Genomic DNA, 17,572 nt, shown 5'->3' with positions numbered 1-17,572 from the left:
AGCAAAGCGCGCCGCCGCCGAGTTGCCGCGTCACAGGCAGGTGCCGCTCTGACCGTTGCCGCACGGCACCCGCTTCGACAGCTCCTGAACCTTGCGCTTCGACTCGGCCTGCGCCAGCACGTCGAACACGCTTGACGGCGTGAGCTGCGTTGCCTTGCGGAAGTCCTCGGTCGCCTTGTCGGCATGGTTGAGCGCCTCATACGCCTTGGCGCGGGCGAACAGGCCCTCGACGGTCTCCTTCTGCGCAATCGCCCGGTCGAGATCCTCGACCGCCTTGTCGTAGTTGCGCAGCGCCGACCAGGTGATGCCGCGTAATGTCAGCGCCGGCTGATAATCGGGCCGCGCAGAGAGGATGAAGTTGAGATCCTTCATCGCGTTATCCGGCTTCTTCAGCCCGAGATAGGCCCGGGCGCGCAGCACATGCGGGAAGGCATCGTTGGGCGCCCGCGTGATGATCTGGTCGAAGGCGGCGATGGCACGGTCGTACTGGGACGAGGTCAGCATGGCGAGCCCGCGGCCGAGCTGGGCCGTCGGATTGTTCGGGCTTCGCTCCAGCACGCCGTCGATATCGACCAGTCCCTCATCGGCGCGGCCCTTGAGCATCAGCGCGAGGCCGCGCCACGATTTGGCGACCAGATTGGTCGGCACCAGCGCCAGGGCCTGATCGAAATCCAGCAGCGCCTTGTCGAGCTGGTTGAGGCCGATATGGGCGAGCCCGCGCTCGGTGAAGGCGAGCGTCTCCTTGGCATTCAGCGAGATCGAATGATCGTAGTCGGCGAGCGCGTCCTGCACCTTGCCGGTGCCGGCCTTGACGAGGCCGCGCGCCAGATAGGCCAACGAATTGTTCTGATCGAGCGTGATGGCACGGCCGGCATCAGCCTTGGCCTCATCGAACTGCCGCATGCCGGCGGCATTGAGCGCGCGGGACGCCAGCAGCTGCGGATCGTCCGGCTTGAGCTTGAGCAGGGCATTGAGATCGTTGCGCGCGTCCGCCAACCGGCCGAGCCGTGAATAAGCCAGTGCACGCAGGCGCAGCGCAGCCTCGTTGCGGGGGTCGCCGCCCAGCACCTGGGTTAGATTGGCAACGGCGCCCGCATTGTTGCCTTGTGCGATGAACTGCTTGGCCTGCTCGACTTGCTGGTTACCCGCCGCCGGCGCGGCTGGCCGCGCCGCCGTTGCACCTGGCGGCGGTGCGGCCTGCGGCGGCGCGGCGCCGCCTGCTGCCTTGGCGAGTTCGGCCTGCATCGCGACCGCCTGCTGGCGCTGCTGCTGGATCTCCTTGTTGTCGGAAGAACCGTCAACAGCCGGTCGAAGTCGGCAATCGCGCGGGCATAGTCGCCCTTGGCGCTGTAGAGCTGGGCGCGGGCGAAATAGGCGCTGCGCTCGGCCTGCGGCGCCTGCGCGATCGCGCGCGAGAAATCCTCGATCGCTTTATCCATGTCGCCCTTGCGGCGATAGGCCTGACCGCGCCAGTAGAACGCATTCGGCGTGCTGGCGTTGACGGCAATCGCGGTGTTGGCGTCGGCCAGCGCCGCATCGGGCTGTCCGGATTCGACATAGGCCCGCGCGCGCCCGACATTGGCGGCGGGGAGATCCTGCCGCAACGTGATCGCCTGGCCGTAATCCGAGATCGCATCGCTCCAGGCGTGCTGGTCGGCGCGCAGATTGCCGCGCGCCAGGAAGCCGAACGGGTTCTTCGGCTCGAGCTCGATCGCGCGATCGAAATCGGCGCGGGCCTGATCCGGGCTCCCTTTGCGTTGCTGGACATAGCCGCGCGCGATCAGCGCCGGCACGAACTGTCCATTCAGCTGCACCGCCGCATCGGCATCGCTGAGGGCCTGATCGATCTTGCCGCGCGCGATGTCAAATCGCGAGCGGCCGGTGAAGGCCTTGGTGCGATCCTCGGTGGAGCGTGCGGTATCGTTGATGATGCCCGAGCACGCCGCCTCGGCCTTGTCCGTCGGCGGCCCGCTGCAATCCTCGGCATCACCCGCGCGCGCCGGGCCGGCGAACAAAGGCCCAAGCAGCAACGCAAGCGCCAGCAGCTGCGGGAAACGAACGCCGCCGGTGGCGGCATCAATGCAGATCGAACGTGAACGCATGTGGTAGCCTCGGGTTGACCGAATGCTGCCGGTGTTAACGCGTCACTTGGTTCTTATGGTGATCGGCGCTGAACGTATTTTTTGGAACCATATCGTTCGAAGCTTGCTGTTCGAAGCTTGGCGTTCGGTTCCAGCATCGCACGGAACGCTATCGCTACGATCAATGAGGATGGAACAGCGCGGAACGCGCAGCTGCAATGCTCAGTCGTTCAATCTTCCGTCACCCATTTGGCGACGGTCATGACGTCAGGCGGTTGCAGATAGCCGCGGGGCCAGAGATCGACGGCCCATTCCACCTTGGTCGCGCGCTCGACGAGAACGGCGGTGTTGTGCGGCGTTTGCGCCAACGAAAATCCGCGGTAGTGGGGATCCCCGACGTCATGAAACCTGAACAGGTTCCACGCCTGCATCACCAGCATCAGGCTGGTCGTGTTCCGCGTCGTGTCCCAGCAATCATAATTGTGTTTGTCGTCGTTGGCGCGGAAGTCCGCTTTCGCCACGCGCTTGTCGGTGCCGAGGATCGGCCCCATGCGGCGGTCGAACCAGATCACGGCCTTTTGCACGGCCGCGCGTTCGGCGGCGGCATTGGCGCGGCCCGCGGCCATGATCTTGGTCAGGGCCGCCCGGTCGGCCGCGCTGAAGTCAAGCATCTCGCGACGCCGGCAGACGAAGCCGTAACAGACCGTCATCCCCGTCGCCGACGGCGGATAGATCGAGACCGAGGAATAGAGCTGCATGACGCCGGAGCTGAGCTCGGCTGCGCGGGCCGGCGCCACCGACGGCAGCGAGAGCATGAGCAAAGAAAGCGCGCCGGCAAATCCGGCCTGCATCGCTCGTATCGGCTGATCGGCGTCTTTCATGAACCACTGCCCCAACTCAACCAAAGGATTATCGCGGGTGCGTCGCGATGCCAAGACATCCGGCGCATGGCTGTGGATCGGAGCGGCTGCATGTCAGCCGACCGGCAGCGGCGCGTCGCGCTTGACTTCCTCCATCACCGCGTAGGTTCGCGTCTCCCGTACGCCCGGCAGCGCCAGCAGGGTTTCGCCGAGGAAACGGCGATAGGCGGTCATGTTGGCGACCCGCGCCTTGACCAGATAGTCGAAGCCGCCGGCCACCATGTGACACTCGAGCACTTCCGGCGCGCTCTGGACCGCCCTGGCGAACTTCTCGAATACATCAGGCGTGGTCTTGTCGAGCAGCACCTCGACAAACACCAGAAGACCAAGCCCGAGCCGGTGCGGATTGAGCCGCGCGCCATAGCCCTCGACGAAGCCGTCACGCTGCAGCCGCTTCAGCCGCTCGCCGACCGAGGTCGGCGACAGGCCGATCCTCTCGGCCAGTTCCACATTGGCAATCCGGCCATCCCCTTGCAGGATCGAGAGGATTTTGCGGTCAGTCTTGTCGATCTCTGTCATATCTACGGTTCTTCGCGAATTGGTCCTGATTTTCTAAGGCAAATCTGCTAATTTGTCTATCGAACTACGGTTCGCTAGCGCGTACGTGTTCCCATGCAATCTCAAGGAACCGCCATGCCAGACCCGTCGCCGCTCCCACCCCCGTTCACCGCGCCCTACGCGCCCGACGACGCCGCCATCGCCGCCCGCCTGCGCCAGGACGCGAGGCTCGGCGCAGAGGCGGAGGCACGGATCGACCGCACCGCAACCCGCCTGATCGAGGCGATCCGGGCCAACGACGATCCGCTCGGCGGGGTCGAGGACATGCTGCGGGAGTTCGCGCTGTCGACCAAGGAAGGGCTGGCGCTGATGGTGCTGGCGGAGGCGCTGCTGCGGGTACCCGACGCGCGCACCGCCGACCAGTTCATCGAGGACAAGCTCGGCCAGGGCGACTTCGTCAACCACGAGACCAGATCGAGCGCATTCCTGGTCAACGCCTCGGCCTGGGCGCTCGGCATGTCGGCCCGCGTGATCCAGCCCGGCGAGACGCCGCAGGGCACGATCGGGCGGCTGACGAAGCGGCTCGGTGCACCGGCGGTGCGCGCCGCGACGCGGCAGGCGATGCGGCTGATGGGCAGCCATTTCGTGCTCGGCGAGACCATCGAGGCGGCGCTGTCGCGCGCGCAATCGCATACGGCGCGCGGCTCGCGCTATTCGTTCGACATGCTTGGCGAGGGTGCGCGCACCGCCGACGATGCGCAGCGCTATTTCGAATCCTACGCCCGTGCGATCGATGCGATCGGCAAGGCGGCCGGCGATCAGCCCCTGCCCGACCGGCCCGGCATCTCGGTGAAACTCTCCGCGCTGCACCCCCGCTTCGAGGCGGTGAGCCACGCGCGGGTAATGACCGAGCTGGTGCCGCAGCTGATCGATCTCGCGCGCCGCGCCAAGGCGTTCGACCTCAACTTCACCGTCGATGCCGAGGAGGCCGACCGGCTGGAGCTGTCGCTCGACGTCATCGCCGCCGCGTTCGCCGATCCCTCGCTCGCCGGCTGGAGCGGCTTTGGCCTCGCCGTCCAAGCCTATCAGAAGCGCGCCGCCGACGTGATCGACTATGTCGATGCGCTGACGCGCGCGCTGGACCGCAGGATGATGGTGCGCCTGGTCAAGGGCGCCTATTGGGACACCGAGATCAAGCGCGCGCAGGAGCGCGGGCTCGACGGCTATCCGGTGTTCACCCGCAAGGCGATGACCGACCTGAACTACGTCGCCTGCGCGCGCAAGCTGCTGGCGCTGCGGCCGCGGCTGTTTCCGCAATTCGCCACCCACAACGCGCTGACGGTCGCAACCATCCTCGAACTCGCCGACGATCCCTTGAGCTTCGAATTCCAGCGGCTGCACGGCATGGGCGAAGCGCTCTACGCCCAGCTCGGCGAGGACCGGCCGGAGATCGCCCACCGCACCTATGCGCCGGTCGGCAGCCACCGCGATTTGCTCGCCTATCTGGTGCGGCGGCTGCTCGAGAACGGCGCCAACTCGTCCTTCGTGGCACTGGCCGCGGACAATCGCGTGTCCATCGTGGACCTGCTGCGCCGCCCGGCCGAGATCGTCGGCGCCGACGACAAGGCGTCGCACTCCGCAATTCCGTTGCCGGCCGAGCTTTATCGGCCGCAGCGCGAGAACTCGCACGGCATCGAATTCGGCGAGCGCAAGGCGCTGGGCGCGCTGACGTCGGCGATCGCGGCCGAGCACAAGGCCTCGCCTTCCACCGCCCCATCAACAACCGAGCAGGCGAATGCCGCCGTTGCCGCGGCGCGCCGGGGCTTCAAGGCCTGGAACGCCACGCCGGCCACAAAACGTGCGGCGATCCTGGACAAGGCCGCGGAGCTGCTTGAGCAGCGCCGCGCCCACTTCCTCGCTTTGCTGCAAAGCGAGGGCGGCAAGACGCTCGATGATGCGCTATCGGAAGTGCGCGAGGCGATCGACTTCTGCCGCTACTATGCCGCGCTGGGGCAAACGCTGTTCGGCGAAGGCGAGACGATGCCGGGTCCGACCGGCGAAAGCAATGTGCTGGAGCTGCACGGCCGCGGTGCGTTCGTTGCGATCTCGCCGTGGAATTTCCCGCTTGCGATCTTCCTCGGCCAGGTGACGGCGGCATTGATGGCCGGCAATGCGGTGATCGCAAAGCCGGCCGAGCAGACGCCGCGCATCGCAGCCGAAGCGGTCGCGCAGCTGCATCAGGCCGGGGTGCCGCCATCGGCCCTGCATCTGGTCCAGGGCGACGGCGCGGTCGGCGCCGCGCTGGTGGCGCATCCCGCCATCGCTGGGGTCGTCTTCACCGGCTCGACCGACGTCGCGCGGTCGATCAACCGCACGCTCGCGGCCAAGGACGGCCCGATCGTGCCGCTGATCGCGGAAACCGGCGGCATCAATGCCATGATCGTCGACGCCACCGCGCTGCCCGAGCAGGTCGCCGACGACGTCGTGACCTCGGCGTTCCGCTCCGCCGGTCAGCGCTGCTCGGCGCTGCGGCTGTTGTTCGTGCAGGACGACGTCGCCGACCGCATGATCGAGATGATCGCGGGCGCCGCGCGCGAATTAAGGATCGGCGATCCCTCGGAACCGTCGACGCATATCGGACCGGTGATCGATGCCGAGGCCAAGCAGCGGCTCGATGCGCATATCGCGCGGATGAAGCAGGAGGCGCGGGTGCATCTCGCCGGCGAGGCGCCATCAGGCAATTTCGTCGCGCCGCACATCTTCGAGCTGTCGGCGGCCGGGCAACTGAAAGAAGAGGTGTTCGGCCCGATCCTGCACGTGGTGCGCTACCGCGCCGACAAGCTCGGCGAGGTGCTGAGCGCGATCGAGGCGACCGGGTTCGGGCTGACGCTCGGCATTCATTCCCGCATCGACGACACGATCGAGCACGTGATCGACCGCCTCCAGGTCGGCAACATCTATGTCAACCGCAACATGATCGGCGCGGTGGTCGGCGTGCAGCCGTTCGGCGGCAGCGGCCTCTCCGGCACCGGCCCCAAGGCCGGCGGCCCGCATTACCTCGCGCGCTTCGCCACCGAACAGACGATCACGATCAACACCGCCGCCGCCGGCGGCAATGCGGCGCTGATGGCGGGGGTGGAGTAACGGACACCGTCATTGCGAGCCAACGGGTCGCGCGAACGCGCGCCCGATGACAGGCTCCGCGAAGCAATCCATACCTCCGCAAGCCGAAGCATGGATTGCTTCGTCGCTCCGCTCCTCGCAATGACGGCCAACAACCCGTTGCATCGTGCCCCCCAGATGGGTCAAATGGCGGTCCGATCGGGATCATTGCTTGCGATAATTCCAGCTACCGGAAAAACACCAACAAGCGCCACGGGAGCGACGGCACGATGGAAAAAGGCATTTTTGACGGGCTCAAGGTCCTGGACTGCGCGAGCTTCATCGCCGCGCCCGCGGCCGCCACCGTGCTGTCCGACTTCGGCGCCGACGTCATCAAGATCGAGCCGCCCGGCGCCGGCGACCCCTATCGCAATCTGCCCAATCTGCCCGGCTATCCATCGAGCGAGCACAATTTCGCGTGGATGCTGGAGGCCCGCAACAAGAAGAGCCTCGCGCTCGACCTCACCAAGCCCGACGCGCAGCAGGTGCTGTACAAGCTCGTCGCCGAGGCCGACGTCTTCATCACCAACATGCCGCCGCAGGTGCGCCAGAAGCTCGGCATCACCTACGACCATCTCGCCCATCTCAACGACCGGCTGATCTACGCCTCCTTCACCGGCTATGGCGAGAAGGGCGAAGAGGCCAACAAGCCCGGCTTCGACTCCAACGCCTATTGGGCCCGCTCCGGCCTGATGGATCTGGTGCGCGCCGACGAGGAGACCACGCCGGCCCGTTCCGTCGCCGGCATGGGCGATCACCCTTGCGCGATGGCGTTCTACGGCGCGATCGTCACCGCGCTGTTCCAGCGCGAGAAGACCGGCAAGGGCTCGCATGTCTCGACCAATCTGATGGCCAACGGCGTCTGGGCCAACGGCGTGCTGGCGCAGGCCAAGCTCGCCGGCGCCAAGTTCAAGAAGCGCAAGCCGCGCGAAGAGGCGCTGAACGCGGTCACCAACCACTACAAGTGCAAGGACGGCCGCTGGCTGATCCTGTCGCTGCTCAATGAAGACCGGCAATGGCCGACGCTGGCGCGCTGCATGGGCCGCGAGGACCTCATCGCCGATCCGCGCTTCGCCACCAAGGCGGACCGCCATGCGCGCTCGGTCGAGCTGATCAAGATCTTCGACGAGGTATTCGCTAGCAAAGACCTCGCCGAATGGCGCAAGATCCTCGACGGCAACGGTCTCGTGTTCGGCGTCGTCGGCATCCTCGACGACATCCCGAACGACAAGCAGATGATCGAGAACGAGGTGCTAGTGCGCTTCGAGAACGACACCATGCTGACCGTCAACAGCCCGATCTTCATCGACGGCGCGAGGAAGGTGCAGCCGCGCAAGCCGCCCGAGGTCGGCGAGCATTCCGACGAGATCCTGCGCCAGGCCGGCTACGACGATGCCACGATCCAAAAGCTGCGCGCATCCGGCGCGGTGGCGTAGCGGATCGATCTCCGTAGAGCGTCGCTTCAGCGCTTCATCCAGGCCCAGACGATGGCCACAACGATGATGCCGATGATGACCGCGAGCCCGATCGCCCAGCTGCTGACGCGGACGGCGCTGACCGCCTGACGTTCGGCCTCGTTGGCCGCGATCTCGCGGTCGCGCTGCTTGTCCTGCTCGGGAGCACTCATCGGCCGGTCTCCGCTCAAGGCTGGGCTGTTCGGGGCGTGGTCGCGACGCGGAATGTAGCATCGAATAATGACGCGCAGCCGCTTCGGTTCCGGCCGAAATCACCGGCCCTTCACGAAGCACATCCCGATGCGCGAGGCCTTCCCGGCCACCTGGCAGGCAAGGCCCTCGGCGCAGGTCCAGCCGCGGAAGCTGCGGTCGATCTCGGCGGGCCTCGCGCCCGGCAGATAGCAATGCGCGCCCCAGCCGTCGCTGTATTCGGTGCCGGCAAGCTCGGTGCTGCCGCGCAGTTGCGGCCGGTTGGAGAAGCCGCGCGAAAAGTCCGGCGCCTTGCCGTCGCGGAAGCTTGCGAGGATATCGCGGCGGCGGGGTTGGTCGCCGAAGAAATGCGGCGAGGCCGGCACCACAGTGGAGTTCGACGGCTTTGCCGCCATCCAGTCGACGCCGGGGAAATGGAAGCCGCCGATGCCGCGGGTCTGGTGGCAGCCGGCGCAGGTGACATCGTTGAGGCGCCGTTCGAAGCCGGCCAGCGACTGGATGTTTTGCAGCTTCGTTCCGTCGGCCGCGGCCTTCTGCAGGGCGCCGACGATGTCGCCATCCGAGAACACCGCGTTGCCGGCTGTGCCCTCACCCTGCACCATGCCGAACTCGGGCTCCAGCTCGCTGACATCGAAACCGGTCGGCGTCGGCGCGACCGCTGAGGTCGCGAGGAAGCGATCGGGGACCAGCAAGGTGCCGCGATCGAGCTCGGCAAAATGTTTGGGATCGAGCAGCCACGCCTTGAAGTCGCGCCTCAGTGCCTCGTCCGCCAGAATGCGGTCGCGATCGATCTGGTTCTCCAGCGGCGCCTCGGCAAAGCGCTTTGCCGCGCGGTCATAATCGAACACCTTGAGCAGATAGTCGGTGCGGAAATCGCGCACCGCGGATTTCGGCGCGTGCGCGATCTGCAGATTGGTCTCGATGCGATCGATATTGCGCGCGTCGATCAGGTCGAGCGGACCATCCTTGCCGAACAGTTTCTCCATCGCCGGCGGCGCGCTGCCGATCGCGAGCCAGCGCCGCGCGATTTCGCGGCAGCCGAGCGATGCGTCGTTGCCGTCACCCTTCGCCTTCAGCACGAGGTTCAGCGTCATCGGCAGCCGTTGCGAGACTGCGTTCTCGCCGATCGGCGGCACATCGGGGCGGGTCAGCCGGTAGATCAACCGGATCTCGCCGCAGTCTTTCGGCGCCACATAGGCGCGGTCCATGCGGTTGACGATGCCTGACAGCACGAAGCGGACGTCGGGGGATTCAAGCGGCGCGCGATCGAACAGCTGAAACGCGAAGCCGTCGCCGACACCGATGCTCTCATTCGGCAGGCTTGCCTTATGCTTTGCGACGTAGCGATCGAATTCGCGATCCAGCGCCTCGCGCACCGGAATCATCGCGGCGAGCCCGAACAGATCGCGGTTGGACAGCGGCGTGTCGGCGGAACGCTCCGGCGCAAGCATCCGGCCGAGGTTGAAGCGGCCATGATCGAGCTCGCGCAGGATGGCGGGATCGATGACAGCCGCGCCGCGCTCGAGCACGCGATCCTCGGCAGCCTGTACGGGCGCAACGCCGCGGAGCAGGACGGACATCAGCAGGAGGCATTTCAGCGCACGGCTCATGCCCCACTAACACCGCGCGGCAAACCCTATTCAAGAAAAAAGGCGCTTCACATCGTGGTGAAGCGCCTTGGTGTTGTCGCGTTTCGGCGATCAGCGCGAAACGATCAGGCCCTTGCTGGTGACGACCACCCAGCGGCCATCCTGCTTGCGGATGGCGTCGACACGGCCGAGGCCCGGGACGGGGTCGCCGGCGTAAACCTCGTAGATGCCGCCGCGGCCCTCGATCAACGCGCCGCCATTGCCGACGTCGCGCAGCGACCAGCCGTCGACCACCGGCAGGCGGCCGACCTCGGGCCTGGGCGCGGCCGGGGCCGCCGCGGCAGTCGCCGGGGTGATCGAGCCCGTGACCTCACGGGCGGGCGTCGCCGCGGCGACGGTCGTCTGCGGCGTGGCGCGGAGCTTGTCGACCGCCTCGCTGAGCTTGTTAAGCTTGGCCATCGGCTCGGCCTGGGCCTTCTCGACCTTCTCGATCCGGTCGCTGGCCTTGCTGAACTGGGCCTGGCCGGCCTTGGCGGTCTGCTCGACGCTGGCCTTCAGCGCGGCGATTTCGGATTCGATCCGGGCGAGCGCGGCATCGGCCGCTTCCTTCGCCGCCGCGTCCTTGGCAGCCGTATCCGTCGCGGAGGCGACGGCGGGGGTGGCAAGATGGCCGAGCCCCGCGGTCGCGAGCGCACCGCCAACGGCGCCGGCCACGGTCGCCAGCGCGATCACCGCGGCCATCGCCCCGATCCGGCGCGGGCCGGCCGGCTTGCCTGCCGCCTTGGCCGCCTGCTCGGCGCCCGGCCTGGATGCGGTCGCCTCATGGTCCCAGGTGCGGTCACCCGGCGCCATGATCATCAGCTTGCCCGGAAAATGCGGCTCTTCCCGCTTGCCGGTCTCGACCTTGGGCACGTCCATATTGGTCGGCTCGACCTTGGCCTCGACCTTCGGCTCGATCGTGGACCCGATCTTGGGCTCGATCTTGGGCGGTTCAACCTTCGAGGGTTCAATCTTGGGCGCGTCCATCCGGGGCGCGTCCGCCTTTGGCGACGTCTCTTCCTGCTCGGGCGCAAGCCGGGGAGCTTCGACACCGGTCGCGGCCATCACGGGCTCGCTTTTCGCCGCCGTTTCGGCGCCGGTTTGACCGCTGACCGGCTCGCTCTGCTGCTCACTCACGTTCAAAGTCTCCAGACTAGGTTGACAATTCGGTAACTTTTATTGCTTGCGAAATGGTTACCCCGCTCCGCCATTACCTAAATTTTAGGGAGTTTTCCGGGCCGGATTTGGGCGATGCTGCCCTGCGGCAATCTGCGCCGCTTCCGTTTGCGCGCGGCGCTTTCCCGATTAACATACCGCCATCTTCCAGCCAGAAGGCAGGAGAGCGCCATGACGATCGAGAAATGCATCAAGGAATTTGGTGTCGATGACGTCATCTTTGAGGAAGGCTCGACCGGCCGCGAGCTGTTTGTCGTGCTCGACGGCAAGGTCGACATCGCCAAGATCGATCGCGGAAACAAGACTGTTATCGTCAGCCTCGGCAAGGGCGAGTTCTTCGGCGAGATGGCCGTGATCGACGGCTCGGCGCGCTCGGCGACCGCGATCGCCTCAGCGCCCGCGACGCGGGTGATGCGGATCAACCACGCCCGCTTCGTCTATCTGGTCAGCCAGCAACCGGCGTTTGCGCTGATGGTGATGGATGCGCTCTCGAAGCGCCTGCGCGCATCCAACGCGGTCACTTACCGGACGGCGGCAACCCCATGAGCGACCGCAAGCCAAGCCCGTTCAAGACGCTGTTCGACGCCGAGGTCGCAACGCTGATCCAGGCTGCCGACGACGTCTATCAGATCCGCTTCAAGAACCGTGCGGCGAACGCCTATCTGGTGCGCGGCAGCAAGCGGACGATCATGATCGACGTCGGACTGTCGACCAACTATCCATCGCTCATTGCCTGCCTCAACCATCTCGGGGTGACGCCCGAGATGATCGACATGGTGGTGCTGAGCCATGAGCATCTCGACCACATCGGCGCGGCCTATCATTTCCACGGCAGCGCCTATATCGCCGCGCACCGGCTCGCCGCCAACAAGATCATGCTGCGCGACGATTTCTCGATGCTGCGCAAGATGTTCAACGAGCCGAACGTGCCGATCGATATCGACATCTGGCTCGAGGAAGGTAACCTGATCGACCTCGGCAATTTCCGCCTCAACGTGATGTACACGCCCGGCCACACCTCGGCCTGCATCACGCTGTTCGACCAGGACAAGGGCCTGCTGTTCGCCGCCGACACGCTGATGCCCGGCGGCGTGATGGGCGGCGTGTTCGGCTCCGGCTCGATCGCCGACTACATCCAGTCGCTGGAGCGGCTGAAGGGCCTCAACTCGAAGATCCTGCTGTCGGGTCATGGCCGGCTGTCCGATACGCCGCAGGATGATGTCCGGATCGCGCTGCAGCGCTCGCACGGCCTGCTCGAGGACACCGCGCAACTGTTCGACGCGCTCGACGCGCGCTCGAATTTCGAGCCGATCATGCAGTCGGTGCGCGACCTCAACAAGCTCGACGATTGACGCTTGGTTCTTCCCCGTCGTTGCGAGCCAACGGGTCGCAATGACGTTCGGGCGACCGAGCACCTTCACATTTGACAAATCCACGCCCGGCCTGTTCAACAGCGGCAACAACAACGCTGAAGAAAACAGGGAGCGAGGACCATGAAGCTTTACGACTCGATCGGACCCAATCCGCGCATCGTGCGCATGTTCATGGCGGAGAAGGGCATCGAGATACCCAAGCAGACCGTCGACCTGCGCAAGGGCGAGAACCGCGAGACGGAACACCTGAAGCGTAATCCGCACGGCCAGATGCCGGCGCTCGAGCTGGATTGCGGCAACTACCTCTCGGAAATTACGGCGATCTGCGAATATCTCGAGGAGAAGCACCCCTCGCCCGCGATGATCGGCACCACGCCGGAAGAGCGGGCGGAATGCCGGATGTGGACGCGCCGCGTCGATCTCAACATCGCCGAGCCGCTCGCCAACGGCTACCGCTTCGGCGAAGCGCTGAAATTCTTCGAGAAGCGCATTCCCGTTGCGCCCGAAGCCTCGCCCGGCCTGAAGATGATCGCCGCCAACCGCATCAAATGGCTCGATGACCAGATGGCCGACGGCCGCGACTATATCTGCGGCAAGCGCTTCACGCTCGCCGACATGCTGCTCTATTGCTGGCTCGATTTCGGCAACCAGGTCGGCCAGCCGCTGGACCAGTCGAACGCCAACATCGTCGCCTGGTTCAGCCGCGTCGGCGCGCGGCCATCGGTGAAGGCGTAGACCCTCTCTCTACCGTCATTCCGGGGCGCGCGTAGCGCGAACCCGGAATCTCAAGCCAGTACCCCTGGATTCCCCGATGCGCGATTGCGCATCTGAGGTTCGATGCTCTCGCATCGCCCCCGAATGACGAACTCAAATCACCACCGGCTTGTCCGGCAGCTCGTTCGGGCCGGCCGGCGGCGGAAAATACTTCGCCAGCTCGCGCGACACCGCCTCAATCCCCTTGATCACGCCCTGCTCGAACCGGCCGGCCCGGAAGTCCGTTTCCATCGTGCGGCAGATCGCCTCCCAGCCGGCATGGCTGACCTTCGCGTCGATGCCGCGGTCAGCGACGATCTCGACGTCGCGGTCGGCGAGCAACAGATAGATCAGAACGCCATTGTTGTGATCGGTGTCCCAGATCCGCAAATGCGAGAACACGTCGAGCGCGCGCTCCCGCGCAGGCTGATTGCGGAACAGCGGCACGCCGTCGAGCGCGCCCTCGACGACGAAACGGATTTGGCCGGAATGAGTGGCCTCGCCGGCCTTGATCGCCCGCTCGATGGCGTCGAGCACGCGCGGCGGAAAATCACGCCGCACCCGCCAGCGGTGTTCGAGCAGATGCTTGCCAATGCGCTTGATGCCCATGCCTACCAGCTCCCCGAGGCGCCGCCGCCGCCGAAGCTGCCGCCTCCGCCGCTGAAGCCGCCGCTATCGCTCGAGCTCGAGCCGCTGCTCCAGCCCCCGCCGCCGGACCAGCCGCCGGAATAACCGCCGCCGCGCCGGTACGGTCCCGAGCCTGCCGCCGGACCGCCAAAGTTCAATCCGCCGAAGATCAGCGCCGCGATGGCGGCGAACAGGCCGACCACCAGCGCCGTGGCGAGCGAGCCGGCCACCATCCAGGTGAAGACGCCGACGACACCGCCGGTCGCGACCGAGCCCAACAACCGTCCCAGTATCCCACGCAACACGCCGGCCACGATGATGACGATAAAGATCGTCACCGGATTGGCGAAGTCGACCAGGTTCGGCCCTTGCCAATGCTCGGGCTCCGGCGCCGGCAATTGCTCGCCATTGATCAGGCGGATCATCCGGTCGACGCCGGCCGAGATGCCGCCGGCGAAATCGCCGGCCTTGAATTTCGGCGTGATGTCTTCGTCGATGATGCGATGGGTGACGGCATCGCTCAGCACGCCTTCGAGGCCGTAGCCGACCTCGATGCGCAAATGCCGATCGTTCTTGGCGACGACGAGGAGCGCACCGTCGTCGATCTTCTTGCGCCCGATCTTCCAGGCCTCGGCCACGCGGATCGAGAACTGCTCGATGGTTTCTTCGCCAGTAGTGGGCACGATAAGGACTGCGATCTGGCTGCCCTTGCGGGTCTCCAGATCCTTCAGCCGGTCGGTCAGCGATGCGACATCGCCGGCGGACAGCGTCCCGGTCTGGTCGACGACGCGGCCGGTGAGCGGAGGCACCGCGACCTCAGCCCATGCCGGGCACACCAAGCCCAGCAGGAAGGCGAGCAGGATAACGCGTGCGGCGGTCATCGCGATGCGCGCACGCCGGCGTTATTTCGACGGCGCCGGGGCCGGCGACGGATTATTGAAATCGACCTTCGGCGCGGTCGATATTTCCTTTTCATTGTCGACCGTGAAGTTGGGCTTCTCCTTGTAGCCGAACGCCATCGCGGTCAGATTGTTCGGGAAGGTGCGGATGCCGACATTGTAGTCCTGCACCGCCTTGATGTAGCGATTGCGCGCCACCGTGATGCGGTTCTCGGTGCCCTCGAGCTGCGCCATCAGGTCGCGGAACAGCGCATCCGATTTCAGCTGCGGATAATTTTCAGTGACGACCAAGAGCCGCGACAGCGCACTGGTCAATTCGCCTTGCGCCTGCGTGAACTTCTGGAACGCAGCCGGATCGTTGAGCACCTCGGGCGTTGCCTGGATGCTGCCGACCTTGGCGCGCGCGTTGGTGACGCCGAGCAGCACGTCCTTCTCCTGCTGCGCAAAGCCCTTCACCGAGTTGACCAGGTTGGGCACGAGATCGGCGCGCCGCTGGTACTGGTTCACCACCTCCGACCAGCCCGACTTGACCTGCTCGTCATTGGTCTGGATCGCGTTGTAGCCGCAGTTGGTCAGGCTCAATGTCGCCAGCGCTGCGAGCACGGTCCAAAGCTTGCGCATGAAGATGGTCCTCCCCGGTGGATTCTGCATCAGCTTAACAGATTTTCGTCGGATAATCCCGTGCGGCGGATTTCGCGGCTTCTTTTGCGGATCATGACGCTTGCCTATCCGTGCCCGCGCCGTTCATCATGGCAAAAAAATCGATCGCGGGAGGATCCATTGGCGTCTGAACAATTCGAGACGATTGTTGTCGAACGGCCCGAGCCCGCGATTGGGCGGATCGTGATGAACCGCCCCGAGGCTCGCAACGCCCAGAACCTGCAAATGACCTACGACCTCAACGCTGCCTTCTACCGGGCGGTGCAGGACGACGCGGTCAAGGTCATCATCCTCGCCGGCAACGGCCCGCATTTCTCGGCCGGTCATGATCTGCGGCCAGGAGCCAAGAACCAGGCGGGTGTCGATTTCCCGCCAGTCGGAAATTGGGGCGGCTTCGCCGAGCCGAACGCCCATGGCCGCTTCGCGCGCGAGCAGGAGATCTATCTGCAGATCACAAGGCGCTGGCGCAATCTGGCAAAACCGACGATCGCCGAGGTGCACGGCAAGTGCATTGCCGGCGGCCTGATGCTGGCCTGGGCCTGCGACCTGATCGTTGCCAGCAACGATGCCGAGTTCTGCGACCCCGTGGTGACGATGGGCGTCTGCGGCGTCGAATGGTTCGTGCATCCCTGGGAGCTCGGCGCGCGCAAGGCCAAGGAGATGCTGTTCACCGCCGACGTCTGGAGCGCCGACGAGGCGCATCGCCTCGGCATGGTCAATCACGTGGTGCCGCGCGGCGATCTCTCGTCGTTCACGCTGGCGCTGGCGCGGCGGATCGCCGCCAAGCCTGCCTTTGCGCTGAAGCTTTCCAAGGAGGCGGTTAACCGCTCGATCGACATCATGGGGCAGCCGGCCGCGATCGATCAGGCCTTCGCGCTGCATCAGCTCTGCCACGCCCACAATCTTCAGGAATTCGGCATGGTGGTGGATCCCGCGGGCCTGCATCCCTCCGTCAAGAAAACCGCCAACGTGTAGCAAGCCAGATGGACCTCACCCTCAGCGACGAGCAGCGCCTGCTGCGCGAAAGTGCCGACCGCTTCGTGGCGGAAACCTTTAATCCCGAGCATCGCAAGAAAGCGGCGAACGATCCGCTGGGTTATTCGCCCGCGATCTGGAAACAGTTCGCCGAGCTCGGCTGGCTGGCGCTGCCAATCAGCGAAGCCCATGGCGGGCTCGGCGGCGGCGCGATCGAGATCGGACTGTTGATGGAAGCGTTCGGCCGCGGGCTGGTGTCCGAGCCGTTCCTCTCCACGGTCGTGATCGGCGCCGCGCTGGTCGCCGAATGCGGTACCGAGGCGCAGAAGCAGGCGATCCTGCCCAAAATCACCGAGGGCGCGCTCACCCTCGCCTTCGCGCATTCGGAGCGCGCCGCGCGCTTCGACCTCGCTTATGTCGACACCACGGCCAGCAAGACGGCCGATGGCTGGCGGTTGAGCGGCAGCAAGATCGCCGTGCTCGACGGCGCTGCAGCCGACCAGATCATCGTCTCGGCCCGTATCGCCAACGCCAATGGTGCATCCGGCAAGCTAGGCCTGTTCCTGGTGCCGGCGGGGACGCCCGGGCTCACTCTGCGCGACTACGCGCGGCTCGGCGGCGGGCGCGGCTGCAATCTCGATCTGAAGGACGTGCCGTTGCCCGCCGATGCGCTGCTCGGCGACGGCAGCGATGCGCTGCCCGCGATCGAAACCGTGGTCGACCGCGCGATGGCCGCGCTCGGCGCGGAGGCGGTCGGCATCATGCAGACGCTGCTCGACACCACGCTCGAATACACAAAAATCCGCAAGCAGTTCGGCCGGCCGCTATCGACCAACCAGGTGATCCGCCATCGCCTCGCGGACGTGGCGATGCAGGTCGACGAGGCGCGCTCGATGGCGTTGCGTGCCGCGCTGATGGCCAACGCCGAGCCCGTGGCCCGCAGCCGTGCGGCGTCCGGCGCCAAGGCGAAGATCGGCAAATGCGCGCGCTTCGTCGCCGAGCAGGCGGTGCAGCTGCACGGCGCGATGGGCGTCACCGAGGAGCTCGACATCGGCGCCTATTTCAAGCGGCTGCTCGCCTTCGATACGCTGTTCGGCAACAGCGCCCATCATTACCGCCGCCACGCCGCGCTCAGCGGCCGCGCCCACGCCTAACG

The 17,572-nt window shown here is 65.9% G+C and carries 17 protein-coding genes; 7 read left to right on the top strand and 10 right to left on the bottom strand.

Annotated features, from left to right (window positions below):
• Window positions 1–30 precede the first annotated feature (30 nt).
• The 4 genes from IF803_RS13300 to IF803_RS13285 form a co-directional block, all read right to left on the bottom strand.
• A complete protein-coding gene (locus tag IF803_RS13300; RefSeq protein WP_461192466.1) occupies window positions 31–1,068 on the bottom strand; it encodes a tetratricopeptide repeat protein in 1,038 nt (345 codons plus the stop codon).
• A 5-nt stretch (window positions 1,069–1,073) separates the two neighbouring features.
• A complete protein-coding gene (locus IF803_RS13295; RefSeq protein WP_461192424.1) occupies window positions 1,074–2,102 on the bottom strand; it encodes a tetratricopeptide repeat protein in 1,029 nt (342 codons plus the stop codon).
• 209 nt (window positions 2,103–2,311) lie between these two features.
• Window positions 2,312–2,932: a hypothetical protein gene (locus IF803_RS13290; RefSeq protein ID WP_461192465.1), complete on the bottom strand. Its 621-nt coding sequence runs from the start codon at window positions 2,930–2,932 to the stop codon at window positions 2,312–2,314.
• Window positions 2,933–3,055: 123 nt separating this feature from the next.
• Window positions 3,056–3,520: an Lrp/AsnC ligand binding domain-containing protein gene (locus tag IF803_RS13285; protein ID WP_461192423.1), complete on the bottom strand. Its 465-nt coding sequence runs from the start codon at window positions 3,518–3,520 to the stop codon at window positions 3,056–3,058.
• 114 nt (window positions 3,521–3,634) lie between these two features.
• Between IF803_RS13285 and putA the strand changes: the two genes are divergently transcribed.
• Entirely contained in the window at window positions 3,635–6,643 is a 3,009-nt protein-coding gene (gene putA, locus IF803_RS13280; protein ID WP_461192422.1) for a bifunctional proline dehydrogenase/L-glutamate gamma-semialdehyde dehydrogenase PutA, read from the top strand.
• Between the two features lie 248 nt (window positions 6,644–6,891).
• On the top strand, window positions 6,892–8,097 hold the full coding sequence (locus IF803_RS13275; RefSeq protein ID WP_028342511.1) for a CaiB/BaiF CoA transferase family protein: 1,206 nt from the start codon (window positions 6,892–6,894) through the stop codon (window positions 8,095–8,097).
• A gap of 26 nt (window positions 8,098–8,123) precedes the next feature.
• Here IF803_RS13275 and IF803_RS13270 read toward each other — a convergent pair whose 3' ends face one another.
• The 3 genes from IF803_RS13270 to IF803_RS13260 all read right to left on the bottom strand — a co-directional run bounded on the left by IF803_RS13270 (window position 8,124) and on the right by IF803_RS13260 (window position 11,096).
• Window positions 8,124–8,288: a hypothetical protein gene (locus tag IF803_RS13270; RefSeq protein ID WP_196238199.1), complete on the bottom strand. Its 165-nt coding sequence runs from the start codon at window positions 8,286–8,288 to the stop codon at window positions 8,124–8,126.
• A gap of 99 nt (window positions 8,289–8,387) precedes the next feature.
• Window positions 8,388–9,935 (bottom strand): hypothetical protein, encoded by a 1,548-nt coding sequence (locus IF803_RS13265; protein ID WP_461192421.1) that lies wholly within the window; start codon window positions 9,933–9,935, stop codon window positions 8,388–8,390.
• A 90-nt stretch (window positions 9,936–10,025) separates the two neighbouring features.
• Entirely contained in the window at window positions 10,026–11,096 is a 1,071-nt protein-coding gene (locus IF803_RS13260) for a hypothetical protein (protein WP_028342513.1), read from the bottom strand.
• Between the two features lie 204 nt (window positions 11,097–11,300).
• On the opposite strand from IF803_RS13260, the gene IF803_RS13255 reads away from it, so the two are divergent.
• The 3 genes from IF803_RS13255 (at window position 11,301) to IF803_RS13245 (ending at window position 13,237) form a co-directional block, all read left to right on the top strand.
• Window positions 11,301–11,675, top strand: a complete 375-nt coding sequence (locus tag IF803_RS13255; RefSeq protein WP_018273297.1) for a Crp/Fnr family transcriptional regulator — start codon at window positions 11,301–11,303, stop codon at window positions 11,673–11,675.
• Window positions 11,672–12,481 carry an MBL fold metallo-hydrolase gene (locus tag IF803_RS13250; protein WP_028342514.1) on the top strand — a complete coding sequence of 270 codons (810 nt, stop codon included), beginning with the start codon at window positions 11,672–11,674 and terminating at the stop codon, window positions 12,479–12,481. The genes IF803_RS13255 and IF803_RS13250 overlap by 4 nt, the downstream gene beginning before the upstream one ends.
• 141 nt (window positions 12,482–12,622) lie before the next feature.
• Window positions 12,623–13,237 (top strand): glutathione S-transferase family protein, encoded by a 615-nt coding sequence (locus IF803_RS13245; protein ID WP_028342515.1) that lies wholly within the window; start codon window positions 12,623–12,625, stop codon window positions 13,235–13,237.
• Window positions 13,238–13,369: 132 nt separating this feature from the next.
• Here the strand turns inward: IF803_RS13245 and IF803_RS13240 are convergent, their stop codons facing one another.
• From IF803_RS13240 to IF803_RS13230, 3 genes are read right to left on the bottom strand one after another with little or no spacing between them, the layout of a single operon-like run.
• A complete protein-coding gene (locus IF803_RS13240) occupies window positions 13,370–13,864 on the bottom strand; it encodes a TPM domain-containing protein (RefSeq protein ID WP_028342516.1) in 495 nt (164 codons plus the stop codon).
• Between the two features lie 2 nt (window positions 13,865–13,866).
• Entirely contained in the window at window positions 13,867–14,763 is an 897-nt protein-coding gene (locus IF803_RS13235; RefSeq protein ID WP_028342517.1) for a TPM domain-containing protein, read from the bottom strand.
• A 21-nt stretch (window positions 14,764–14,784) separates the two neighbouring features.
• Complete coding sequence (locus IF803_RS13230; protein ID WP_028342518.1) at window positions 14,785–15,402, bottom strand: LemA family protein; 618 nt, start codon at window positions 15,400–15,402, stop codon at window positions 14,785–14,787.
• A 159-nt stretch (window positions 15,403–15,561) separates the two neighbouring features.
• Here IF803_RS13230 and IF803_RS13225 point away from each other — a divergent pair, with 159 nt between their 5' ends.
• Together IF803_RS13225 and IF803_RS13220 are read left to right on the top strand one after the other, a co-directional pair.
• Window positions 15,562–16,416 carry an enoyl-CoA hydratase gene (locus tag IF803_RS13225; protein ID WP_461192420.1) on the top strand — a complete coding sequence of 285 codons (855 nt, stop codon included), beginning with the start codon at window positions 15,562–15,564 and terminating at the stop codon, window positions 16,414–16,416.
• Window positions 16,417–16,424: 8 nt separating this feature from the next.
• Entirely contained in the window at window positions 16,425–17,570 is a 1,146-nt protein-coding gene (locus IF803_RS13220; RefSeq protein ID WP_461192419.1) for an acyl-CoA dehydrogenase family protein, read from the top strand.
• The last annotated feature ends 2 nt before the right edge of the window (window positions 17,571–17,572 follow it).

The organism is Bradyrhizobium sp. UFLA06-06 (assembly GCF_054820065.1).
The sequence above is the reverse complement of the archived record's forward strand: the minus strand, read 5'-3'. Positions and strand labels throughout refer to the sequence as shown.